The organism is Gemmiger sp. An194, assembly GCF_002160145.1.
GTDB lineage: Bacteria > Bacillota > Clostridia > Oscillospirales > Ruminococcaceae > Allofournierella.
Genome location: NZ_NFKA01000033.1, coordinates 1 through 10,741 on the forward strand (window position 1 = coordinate 1; position 10,741 = coordinate 10,741).

Here is a 10,741-nt window from a genome sequence, read left to right on the forward strand (position 1 = left end):
CGGCTTGATTTTGTGTTGCCTTTTTGCCGCTCCCACAAATCTGAAATTTCTACTTGACTTTTGTTAGCAGGTCTTTCCTTGTACATAATGCCTAGGCAGAAAACATTCTTCATGCTATAATGATACAACAAACAGCAACCTTTGAGGAGGCGATTTTATGTATTGGTCTCGTAAACTTTTGAAGAGTAACGCACGCAACGTGCTTCGAGGCAGCTATTGGCGGGTATTTGTGGCCTGTTTGGTCTGTGGCCTGCTGGGTGCAGGCTCCAGCGGCGCGGTGAACATTAATTTCCCGACCCAGCTTCTGGAACTGGACAGCATTGGCTATGATCCCTACTGGTCGCTTATTTTCTCCGTCATGTGGATCATTATTATTGTGGTCGGTCTGCTGGGCCTGGCTTGGGGAATCTTTGTGGGTGGCCCCATGAGAGTGGCGCAGTGCCGCTACATGATGGAAAACCGCTGCGGTAATCCCCCGTTCAGCAGCCTGTTCTCGGTATTCAGCAACAAGAATGCCTACCTGAATGTGGTCAAGACAATGTTCCTGCGGAATCTGTTCATCTTTTTGTGGAGCCTGCTGTGTGTGATTCCCGGCATTTATAAGGAATATCAGTATTATTATATCCCCTACCTGCTGGCGGAAAACCCCTACATGAGTTTTGACCGTGCCAAAGAGCTGAGCATCGCCATGACCGATGGTGAGAAAATGGATATCTTTGTACTGGATCTCTCTTTCATCGGCTGGTACCTGCTTGGCGCGATCGTTCTGATCGGCGGCCTCTTCGTAAACCCCTATGCACAGGCCACCTATGCGGAACTGTATGCCGCGGCCCGCAGCAAGGCCATGGACACCGGCATCACCGGCCCGGACGAGCTGAGCGGATTTGCACAGTACTAATCATCAATCATTGAAAGAAGGGCTTTGCCTGCGGTTATGACCAACCGGGGCAAAGCCCTTCTTTTTGGATGATTCACCAATTTTTCGCCCTTGTTTTTTCCAAAAGCAACCTTGCATCAAGGCTCTGTTTTTGATAGGATAAGTTGACTATATGCGGCACGGTTCGGAACGTCCGTATAAAAATGAGGAGGCTTTTATTCTATGAGCAAAGAAACGAGCAAAGAAACACCAAACACATCGCCATCCACCGACTTCTCTCAGGGCATCTACGATGCAACCTCGCTGGGCAAACCCCGGGTTCTGGTCCTCGGCCTGCAGCACATGTTCGCCATGTTCGGCGCGACCGTGCTAGTGCCTCTGATCACCGGCCTGAGCGTTTCCACCACTCTGTTGTGCGCCGGTCTGGGCACACTGCTGTTCCATCTGATCACCGGCGGCAAGGTTCCCGCTTTTCTGGGTTCCTCGTTTGCCTATCTGGGTGGTTTTGCCATCGTCGCGCCCATGCTGGTGGATGAAACCGGCCAGCAGACCATTCCCAACACGGAAATGCTGCCCTACGCCTGTGCGGGTGTGGCGCTGAGCGGTCTGGTGTACGTGGTGTTCAGCCTGCTGATCTCGGTATTCGGCATCCGCCGTATCATGAAGCTGTTCCCCCCTGTGGTTACCGGCCCCATCATCATCGCCATCGGCCTGATTCTGGCTCCTTCTGCCATCACCAACTGCCAGACCAACTGGCTGCTGGCCTTTGTGGCACTGGGCACCGTGATCGTGTGCAACATCTGGGGCAAGGGCATGATCAAAATCCTTCCCATTCTGCTGGGTGTCCTTGTTTCTTACGTGGTGGCTCTGGTCACCAGTGCGGTGGACTTCTCCGGTGTAATGCAGGCCGACTGGTTCGGCATTCCCCTGAACCCCAAGGCCATGGGCCTGTTTGCCATTGACGGAAGCCCTGAATTCATCAGTGCAGTACTAACCATCGTGCCCATTGCTCTGGCTACCATGATGGAGCATGTGGGCGACGTGGCCTCCATCAGCGCCACTGTGGGCAAAAACTTCATCCGTGACCCCGGTCTGAACCGTACCCTGCTGGGTGATGGTCTTGCTACCAGCATGGCCGGCCTGCTGGGCGGTCCTTCCAACACCACCTACGGTGAAAACACCGGCGTTCTGGCCCTGACCAAAATCTATGATCCCCGGGTGATCCGTATTGCGGCAGTGTTCGCTATGATCCTGAGCTTCAGCCCCAAATTTGATGCCATCATCAACTCCATCCCCGCCGGCATCATCGGCGGCATCAGCTTTGTTCTGTACGGCATGATCTCCGCGATCGGCGTGCGGAACGTGGTGGAAAACCAGGTGGATTTCACCAATTCCCGCAACCTGATCATCGCCGCGGTCATTCTGGTTTGCGCCCTGGGCTTCAACTCTGTGGGCGGCCTGACCTTTACCGTTGCCAATGTTGCCATCAACCTGTCCGGTCTAGCCATCGCTGCCATCGCCGGCATTCTGCTCAACGCATTGCTGCCCGGCAACACCTATGAATTTGACGACAGCACCGGCACCGGCGAAGGTGCCAGCCTGCGCGTTTGATTTTCGTTTTGCAGCAAACAGCAAACTCAATCATAACCCCACGTTGAACGTGGGGTTTGCAGAACGGCCCTATAAGGGCCATTATTCCAGCAGCACCTAAAGGTGCGTAATGAGCAACGCCAACTGCACTTGGCGTTGCTTTTTACTTTCTTCTTCTACTGCGACCTTGTTTCTATTTGTCCTTCGCCGTAGGTTAACTCTTGTATCTACTAAAACCTATACCATAGGCCATGCTTTCTCAAATATATATTGTGATTCACCTAAAATAGCCTCAAAGGTTATTTCAGCTGGACACTTAAACTGGATTTACGCTCTTCTTTGTTGTCTGATGTTCCTTTAGTTAAAACGGGCATTTTTTCTGTTCGACGCTCGTGCTAGATTCGCCCACAAGCATAGCTTGTGGTTCTTTTATCTTATACATTATTAATGAAAGGTAGCTTTTCGCATTAATATCCGGTATGTCAGCGCACCAGAACCCAGATCGCGATCGCAACCTGCACAAGCAGAATGGCCGGAACGCCCAGATAAAATTTCGGCTTGCGGGTTTTGTGATGGAAGCGATACATCGCCACCCAGAACGCGGCACTTCCGCCCAATACACACAAAAGCAACAGTGTGTTTTCCGGCACTCTTCGCCGGCCCTTTTTCGCCTGACGCTTGTCCCAGCCACACACGGCCACGGAAATCAGGCTGATCAGTGCCCAGTATACCAGTAATCCAATTTGTATTTGGTTCAATTCACCTTCTCCTTTACTCTTGCAGCAGGCGGCAGTAGCCTTTCCATTTGCAGCGCTGCTCACTATCCTCCAGCACCAAACCGGAGAAACGCAGCCGGACCTGGCCCAACTGCGGGTGCTCCCAGGGAACAATGATCTGGACCACCGCGCCGGACGTTCTCATTCGTTCCATTGCCTGCTCCATCACATTGCGATACTCCTTTGGAATCCGCTCGTACCAGTCGCTGTAACACCGGGCGGGTGTATCCGTCGTTTCGAGGCCCAGCAGCTGCTGCATGGTATCGTTCACGATCATTCGCATCGGCTGGTCGGATTCCCTCCGAATGGTCCAAAAGCCCACCTGCAAGCCCTTCAGCAGATCCTCGTTGCTCTGCTGGAGAAGCACCTGATACCGGTGCTCATTTCGATCCTGCCGGATACGGGCCAGCAGAAAGCTGGCGAGCACCCGCACATGCGTATCATCATGGATACAGGTGCGCGGATTGTCCACGCCAATAAAACCGATGGTCGCACCGTTCTCCCGCAAAGGAGCCACTATCAGCCGCTGGATATTTTGGCGCTCCAGAACAGCCCACTCCTCCGGCAAACTCTGCTTGAGCGGGGCCAGATTCAAAATAATTACCGACTGCTCTTTCTCAAAAACTTCCATCCAGCGACCCACTACCTGAGGCGCTACCCTCTGCAGCGCATCTCTTTGAGGAACGACGCCCTGAGCGCACCATTCAAAGGTATTATTCCAGTGGCCATCGTTCTCCGATGCCGGTTCAAACAAATACGCACGATCCGCCTGATAAAAATCGCCCACCGACGCCAGCACCTGATTCACGGCCTTTTTAAAGTCTGTATGGTGGGACAGTGTATCCAGATAATCCGCAATTTTCTCGGCGAAGAACAGCCGTTCCCGCGCATTCTGACTCACATATTCCTGTTTTGTCACATCCAGCGCAACTTCCATCCGGGTCGGGATGCCCCGGTACTGAACGATTCGGTCCTTCAGCAGGAAATGGCGGCCGCAGTACTCATTCTGGTTTTCCCAGATATAAAAGGAATCCTTGCTCAGCACATCGTTGGTGCAGAAATTGCAGGGGGCATTTTTGCCATGCAGAATTTTATAGCATTTTTTCCCTTTGTAATCCTGCACACCGAACAGGCGCTGCCCGGCAGGGTTCAGATAGTAGAGCTCGTAGCTGGTCAAATCGCTCAGATAGAACACGTCATTTTCTGCATTTAGAATAATCTCAGCCACATCATCCTGCACCCCGGCAGGCTCCATATCTGCCCCTTCTTCCGTTTTTTGCCAAGTTGGCAGCTCAGGCTCCTTTTTCAAATCCAGATTCCGGATTCTGATGCAGGCTTCCGCAAATTTGTCCTCCGGGCAGGGCTTTGCCAGCAAAAAGCCCTGAACCAGTTCCGGTTTGAGCTTCCGAAGAACCCCCAGCTCCTCCACCGTTTCCACGCCTTCGCAGCAGACGCGGATCTGCGAACCGTTTGCCAGCTCAATGATATTGCTCAGCAGCCGGTAATTGTAGGCGCTTCTCTGGATATTGGTCACAAAGCTGCGGTCAATCTTGATTTCGTCGACCTCCATATTTTTCAAACGCCCGAGACTGGAATAGCCGGTGCCGAAATCATCCACGGAAATTTCGATTCCCGCTTCCTTCCAGCGGTGGAAGATCTTGTTCAAATAGGGGTAATCCTGCAGCTGCATACTTTCGGTTACCTCTATGGTGAGCGCATCGCCCGGCAGGCCACTGGAGTGCAGCACCTCCAGCACATCCTCCTCAATGGATTCCTGCGTCAGCTGCACATAGGACATGTTCACGCTCACATGCAGACCAGGCATTTTCTTCCGCCATTCTTTGCAAGCCTTCAGTGCCTCTTTCAGTGCCCAGAGCCCTACGTCACAGATCAGACCGTTCCGTTCCAGCAGCGGAATGAACTCTCCGGGCGATACCCGCCCTTTGCGCGGAGATGTAAACCGCAGCAGTGCTTCGGCCCCATATACCGTGAAATCTCCCAGCCCAAGCTGCGGCTGATACTCCAGCGAAAATCCGGAAAAGTCTTCATCAATACATTTACGCAGCTCCTCTTTCAGTTCCAGGCTCCGTAGCTGCTCCTCATAATTCTCTGGCGAGAAAAAACTCATCCGGTCTTTGCCGTGGGTTTTTGCATCCTACAGCGAAAACTCTACATATTGCAGCAACGTATCTTTATCATCCACATGATAGTCCGTAAAAGAAACACATCCCGCCGAAATGGTGCACTGGCCGCGCAGTCGTTCTCGGGCCTTTGCGAAAATATGACTCACCTTTATCGCCGTCAAATCCGGCAGATTGACCGCAAACCAGTCGCCACTGATCCGGTAAACTTCACAACCCTCAGGCACCTCATCCTGCAGGATAAATTTCACATCCCGCAAAAGAGCATCGCCAAAATCCCGCCCGTTCTTCAGATTCAGAGTGCGCAGATTATCCACACCAATCAAAAGAAGGAAACCGGGATGAGCATGCGTCAAATATCCTTCCAGTTCTTCCCGCAGCTTCTGGCTATCAAACTTTTCCTCCTCACGGATTGCACCGCTGGACAGGCGGCCCAGCGCATAAGCAACTCTGTTTGTTTCGTTTGAAAACGCCTTTCCCTGGCTGTTGACCCAGACGCTCTCCCCACAACAGTTTTTCACCCGGTAATTAAAGGAATAGTTCTTGCTCCTCCCATTTAAAAGATCATCCACCACCCGTTTCAGACGGGAAACATCCCGGTCATCCACATATTCACACCACTGCTCCAATGTGCACACCGTTTTTTCCAAATGAAAAATATGCGTTGCTTTCAGAGCATTCCGTGTAAAATGGACCAGCCCCGTAGAAAAATCATAGAAATAATAGTAGTCTCCTGTACTTTGGCTGATCCGCTCCATCCATCCGGTCGGATCGCTGATTTGTGCCTGAAACTGCTCTAATTCCATCATTTAAACGCCTCGTCCTTCATACACAACGCTGCTCACGATTATTTCGCAGGATTGTGCACGTTTTATCTGCAGCACAGCAAATGCTTCAATGATATAAATATAACATACAAACATATAAATATCCAGTTTTTTAACCTTTACGGGTTCCATCTGCTCGCCAGAATCAAACTGGCAATCCTCTTTTGCCGTCATTCACATATTGCGCATCATCGCATTTTGCTCCGGTAAGTCCACCCGAATGTTCGATGCTTGCAAAAAGCGAACTGCTTCTTGACAAAACAGCAGCGGGGATGCTATCCTAATTTGCAAATAATTCGCAAATTCAAAGAGGGTGCGTCAATGAAAAACTATGACACTCGCCAGCGGGACCTTTTGGTCGCCTTTTTGGAGCAGCACCCGGATCAGCTGCTGTCTGTGCAGCAGATCGCCCAGACGCTGCACGAACAGCAGATCAGTCTTAGCGCCGTTTATCGGAATCTTTCCCAGCTGGAAACAAAAGGCCTTATCCGCAAGAGCATGAAATCCGGCGGCAGAGCAGCCTATTATCAGTATATCGGCACGCCGGATTGCCAATCTCATCTGCACATGACCTGCACCTGCTGCGGAAAAACCTTCCACATGAATTCAGAGCATACCGCGCGGCTGACGCGTGCCATGGCCGAACTGGATGGATTTGATCTGGATATTCTCAACACTGTTTTATACGGCACCTGCCAAAGCTGCCATCAAAAATAACCATCGCTTTGCGATGCCCGAAGGAGGGAGAAGAACATGCACCAGAAAAACCGCTTTGCCGCCATTTGCGCCACTGTGCTTGTGGCAGCTGCCCTGCTCTTCTCCGTCTTTTTCATTGCTCTGGAAACAAATCACAATTGCAGCAGAGAGCATTGTGCCATCTGCCACCAGATCCAGACCTGCCAGACTCTTTTATCTCAGCTTTCCAGCGCCTGCGCAAAGCCCGCAGGCTTAGGTGTGCTGTGCTTCTTTGCCCTGCTGCTGATTCTGCGTCGTCCGTATGTATCCGTTGCATCTTCTCTGGTTTCCCAAAAAGTAAAACTACTGAATTAAACAAAAACGAACCACAAGGGGGATACGTCTGCCCATTTTAAGCAGGTGCGCCCGATACTGCCGGACCCCTTGTATTTTTGCGCCCTTTTTTCGTTTTTTGTTTGAATTCGGAGGTTTTCTTTTCATGAATCGAATCATTTCCATCCTTCTTTCTCTTGTCATAGCAGCCGGTTTTCTGACCGGTTGTCACTCTGCCGCCGCACCTGAAAATGACGGCAAAAAGCTGCGAATCGTCACCACCATTTTCCCGGAATACGATTGGGTACGACAGATCCTGGGCGATCAAGCCGACCATGTGGAGCTGACCATGCTCTTGGATAATGGTGTTGACCTTCACAGCTTCCAGCCCACGGCCGACGATATGGTCACCATCTCCGGATGCGATCTGTTCATCTATACCGGCGGTGAATCGGACGCCTGGGTGGAGGATGCATTGTCTCACGCCACAAACCCCGACCTGGTGGCTGTAAATCTGATGGACCTGCTGGGCGATCAGGTAAAAGCAGAGGAGACCGTGGAAGGGATGCAGGAAACCGCGCACCTTCATTCCCACGAGGATGAACCCCATGATGAACACACAGATGAGCATGATGAGCACGAGCATTCTGAAGAGTGTACCCATGCGCATGACGATGAACACATCTGGCTGTCTTTGAAGCATGCTGTTATTCTGTGCAATGCCATCGCCGACACGCTGGGGCAAATCGACCCTGACCATCGCGATGCTTACGCGGAAAATACCGCCGCCTATATCCAAAAGCTGACCGAACTGGACGGGCAGTATCAGACGGTTGTGGATTCCGCTTCCAACCATACCCTGCTCTTTGCGGACCGTTTCCCCTTCCGCTATCTGATGGATGATTACGCCCTTTCTTACTATGCGGCATTTTCCGGCTGCTCGGCGGAAACGGAAGCCAGCTTTGAGACTGTTGCGTTTCTGGCCGAAAAAGTGGATGCGCTGTCGCTCCCCTGTGTGCTGACCACCGAAACCGCCACCCACAACATCGCCCGCACCGTGGTGGACAACACCACTGCCCAAAACCAGCAGATTCTTGTTCTCCACTCCATGCAGTCTGTTACCGCCGACGATGTGGCCACAGGCGTGAGTTATCTGTCCATCATGGAGCAGAATCTTGAGACCTTAAAAACCGCACTGGCCTGAGAGGAGCGTTTATGATTCAGATCAATTGCCAGGGCCTGGCTCTGGGCTATCATTCCGCCCTGATGCGGGATCTTAACTTCACTGTCCACGCCGGAGACTACCTCTGCATTCTCGGAGAAAACGGCGCCGGAAAATCCACCCTGATGAAAACCATCCTGGGACTGCTGGCACCTTTGGAGGGTTCTGTGACCTTTGGCGATGGAATGCGCGCCAATGAAATCGGTTATCTTCCCCAGCAGACGCAGACACAGCGGGACTTCCCCGCTACAGTCTGGGAGGTTGCGCTCTCCGGGTGCCAGGGACGGTGCGGTCTGCGCCCTTTTTATACCCGGGCGGAAAAGGAGCTTGCCCGGCAATCTCTTGCACGCATGGATATGGCGTATCTTTCCGGGCGCTGTTACCGGGAACTGTCCGGCGGACAGCAGCAGCGGGTATTACTGGCACGGGCCCTGTGCGCTGCCCGGAAGATGCTTTTGCTGGATGAGCCTGTTACCGGTCTGGACCCCACAGCAAGCCGGGAGCTGTATCAGGTGATTGCCCGGCTGAACAAGGAGGATGGCATGACCATCCTTATGATCTCCCACGATACGAGCGCCGCGCTTCGTTATGCCAGTCACATTCTCTATCTGGGCGAACAGGTCTTTTTCGGAACACGAGAGGAGTTTATCCAAGCCAATCCCGGCTACCGGGATCGGGAGCTGAAAGGAGGTCCCCTGCATGGACATGATGATTGAAAAACTGGCCCAGTACTGGGCTTACCCCTTTGTTCAATATGCCCTTGTAGTAGGTGTTCTGGTGGCCCTGTGTGCCTCCCTGCTGGGCGTTACGCTTGTACTCAAGCGTTTCTCCTTTATTGGCGACGGACTGTCTCATGTGGCCTTTGGTGCCATGGCGATCGCATCTGTTCTGAATCTCAGCAATGACATGCCCCTTGTTCTGGGCATCACTGTCCTGTGTGCCATTCTGCTGCTGTGCGCCGGTCAAAACGCCAAAATCAAGGGAGACGCTGCCATCGCCATGCTCTCTGTGGGCGCACTGGCCATAGGCTATCTGCTGATGAATGTATTTTCCACCTCCTCCAATCTGAGCGGAGATGTTTGCAGCACCCTTTTCGGCTCCACCTCCATCCTCACCCTTACCAAAACCGAGGTGTGGCTGTGCGTGGTTCTGTCGGCAGTGGTAGTGTTCCTGTATTTCTTTTTCTACCACAAAATCTTTTCCGTCACCTTTGACGAAAGCTTTGCCGCCGCCACCGGCATTCGAGCAAAGGGCTACAATCTGCTTCTGGCTGTTGTGACCGCAGTGGTGATCGTGATGGCTATGAATCTGGTGGGTTCGCTGTTGATTTCCGCTCTGGTCACGTTCCCAGCCATGTCTGCCATGCGTTTGTTCCGCAGTTTCCGCTCGGTCACGCTTTGTGCTGCACTCCTTGCCGTATTCTGCGCCGCAGCCGGTATCCTCATTGCGATTCTGGCGGGAACCCCCGTGGGCTCTACCATCGTTGCCGTAGAAATTCTTCTTTTTGGCCTGTGCTCGCTTCTGGGCTGGACCGTCAGGAGGTAACATTCCATGAAAAAAGCAATTCTTTTATTGGCTGCCGCTCTTCTTCTGACATGCACAGCCTGCGGTGAAAGCAGCAGTTCCATTCAATCCGGCACAGCGTCCTCCTCTTCTGCCGGGACAGATGCAAGTTCTCAGGCAGAAAGCATCCCCTCTTCCGAACCAGGCGGTTCCAGCAGCTCCGCCGCCTCCCCGGCAGAACCTCCGGAAGAATCCGCCGGAGATACCTCCGCAGCTTCGGCTGAATCCTCCGATGGGGACCCGGATATCGATTTGACCACACTCAGCAGTATTATGGTCTATTCCGAGGTCTTCAACATGTCCGTGTCGCCGGAGGAGTATATCGGCAAGACCATCCGGATGGCCGGTATTTTCACGACCAATCAGGACCCGGAAACAGAGCAGATCTCCTGCGCTGTGCTCGTGCAGGATGCCACCGCATGCTGTGCGCAGGGGTTTGAAATCATCATGCCGGAAGATGCTGTCTATCCACAGGATTATCCGGATTTCGGTTCGGAGGTAACTGTTGTTGGAGAACTGCAGGCAGACCGTTCCCTGGAGGAATATGGCATGATTTTTCTTCGTCTGGAAAATGTGACTTTCGAAACTCCTTCAGACTTGTAACCGGTCTCCTGTTTCAGGATATGTCCGGGATTTTCAACTCACGATCTGCCAATACAAAATCATAACCCCACGTTGAACGTGGGGTTTGCAGAACGGCCCTATAAGGGCCATTATTCCAGCAGCACCTAAAGGTG

At 52.5% G+C, this 10,741-nt stretch carries 11 protein-coding genes; 8 read left to right on the forward strand and 3 right to left on the reverse strand.

The window, feature by feature from the left end; genetic code table 11:
• The first annotated feature begins 157 nt into the window (after nt 1-157).
• Together B5F28_RS13945 and B5F28_RS13950 are read left to right on the forward strand one after the other, a co-directional pair.
• Complete coding sequence (locus B5F28_RS13945; RefSeq protein WP_087296444.1) at nt 158-898, forward strand: DUF975 family protein; 741 nt, start codon at nt 158-160, stop codon at nt 896-898.
• Between the two features lie 201 nt (nt 899-1,099).
• A complete protein-coding gene (locus B5F28_RS13950; RefSeq protein WP_087296445.1) occupies nt 1,100-2,488 on the forward strand; it encodes a uracil-xanthine permease family protein in 1,389 nt (462 codons plus the stop codon).
• A gap of 461 nt (nt 2,489-2,949) precedes the next feature.
• Here the strand turns inward: B5F28_RS13950 and B5F28_RS13955 are convergent, their stop codons facing one another.
• From B5F28_RS13955 to B5F28_RS13965, 3 genes are read right to left on the reverse strand one after another with little or no spacing between them, the layout of a single operon-like run.
• The gene (locus tag B5F28_RS13955) at nt 2,950-3,225 is read right to left on the reverse strand and encodes a DUF1294 domain-containing protein (protein WP_247643500.1); all 276 of its coding nucleotides are present in this window, start codon (nt 3,223-3,225) and stop codon (nt 2,950-2,952) included.
• 13 nt (nt 3,226-3,238) lie between these two features.
• Nucleotides 3,239-5,371 (reverse strand): sensor domain-containing diguanylate cyclase, encoded by a 2,133-nt coding sequence (locus tag B5F28_RS13960; protein ID WP_087296446.1) that lies wholly within the window; start codon nt 5,369-5,371, stop codon nt 3,239-3,241.
• A 27-nt stretch (nt 5,372-5,398) separates the two neighbouring features.
• On the reverse strand, nt 5,399-6,193 hold the full coding sequence (locus tag B5F28_RS13965) for a diguanylate cyclase domain-containing protein (RefSeq protein WP_087296447.1): 795 nt from the start codon (nt 6,191-6,193) through the stop codon (nt 5,399-5,401).
• A gap of 339 nt (nt 6,194-6,532) precedes the next feature.
• Here B5F28_RS13965 and B5F28_RS13975 point away from each other — a divergent pair, with 339 nt between their 5' ends.
• From B5F28_RS13975 to B5F28_RS14590, 6 genes are all read left to right on the forward strand, one after another.
• A complete protein-coding gene (locus B5F28_RS13975) occupies nt 6,533-6,928 on the forward strand; it encodes a Fur family transcriptional regulator (protein WP_087296449.1) in 396 nt (131 codons plus the stop codon).
• A 36-nt stretch (nt 6,929-6,964) separates the two neighbouring features.
• Nucleotides 6,965-7,261 carry a hypothetical protein gene (locus B5F28_RS13980; RefSeq protein WP_087296450.1) on the forward strand — a complete coding sequence of 99 codons (297 nt, stop codon included), beginning with the start codon at nt 6,965-6,967 and terminating at the stop codon, nt 7,259-7,261.
• 124 nt (nt 7,262-7,385) lie between these two features.
• On the forward strand, nt 7,386-8,423 hold the full coding sequence (locus B5F28_RS13985; RefSeq protein WP_087296451.1) for a metal ABC transporter substrate-binding protein: 1,038 nt from the start codon (nt 7,386-7,388) through the stop codon (nt 8,421-8,423).
• Nucleotides 8,424-8,434: 11 nt separating this feature from the next.
• Entirely contained in the window at nt 8,435-9,157 is a 723-nt protein-coding gene (locus B5F28_RS13990) for a metal ABC transporter ATP-binding protein (protein ID WP_087296452.1), read from the forward strand.
• Nucleotides 9,141-9,986 carry a metal ABC transporter permease gene (locus B5F28_RS13995; protein WP_164474895.1) on the forward strand — a complete coding sequence of 282 codons (846 nt, stop codon included), beginning with the start codon at nt 9,141-9,143 and terminating at the stop codon, nt 9,984-9,986. The genes B5F28_RS13990 and B5F28_RS13995 overlap by 17 nt, the downstream gene beginning before the upstream one ends.
• A 6-nt stretch (nt 9,987-9,992) precedes the next feature.
• Nucleotides 9,993-10,607 carry a hypothetical protein gene (locus B5F28_RS14590; RefSeq protein ID WP_143424762.1) on the forward strand — a complete coding sequence of 205 codons (615 nt, stop codon included), beginning with the start codon at nt 9,993-9,995 and terminating at the stop codon, nt 10,605-10,607.
• Nucleotides 10,608-10,741 lie beyond the last annotated feature (134 nt).

Excerpts from the sequence above, each read along its gene's own strand:
- B5F28_RS13945 (WP_087296444.1), top strand. The coding sequence starts at position 158 with ATGTATTGGTCTCGTAAACTTTTGAAGAGTAACGCACGCAACGTGCTT.
- B5F28_RS13950 (WP_087296445.1), top strand. The coding sequence starts at position 1,100 with ATGAGCAAAGAAACGAGCAAAGAAACACCAAACACATCGCCATCCACC.
- B5F28_RS13960 (WP_087296446.1), bottom strand. The coding sequence starts at position 5,371 with ATGAGTTTTTTCTCGCCAGAGAATTATGAGGAGCAGCTACGGAGCCTG.
- B5F28_RS13965 (WP_087296447.1), bottom strand. The coding sequence starts at position 6,193 with ATGATGGAATTAGAGCAGTTTCAGGCACAAATCAGCGATCCGACCGGA.
- B5F28_RS13975 (WP_087296449.1), top strand. The coding sequence starts at position 6,533 with ATGAAAAACTATGACACTCGCCAGCGGGACCTTTTGGTCGCCTTTTTG.
- B5F28_RS13980 (WP_087296450.1), top strand. The coding sequence starts at position 6,965 with ATGCACCAGAAAAACCGCTTTGCCGCCATTTGCGCCACTGTGCTTGTG.
- B5F28_RS13985 (WP_087296451.1), top strand. The coding sequence starts at position 7,386 with ATGAATCGAATCATTTCCATCCTTCTTTCTCTTGTCATAGCAGCCGGT.
- B5F28_RS13990 (WP_087296452.1), top strand. The coding sequence starts at position 8,435 with ATGATTCAGATCAATTGCCAGGGCCTGGCTCTGGGCTATCATTCCGCC.
- B5F28_RS13995 (WP_164474895.1), top strand. The coding sequence starts at position 9,141 with ATGGACATGATGATTGAAAAACTGGCCCAGTACTGGGCTTACCCCTTT.
- B5F28_RS14590 (WP_143424762.1), top strand. The coding sequence starts at position 9,993 with ATGAAAAAAGCAATTCTTTTATTGGCTGCCGCTCTTCTTCTGACATGC.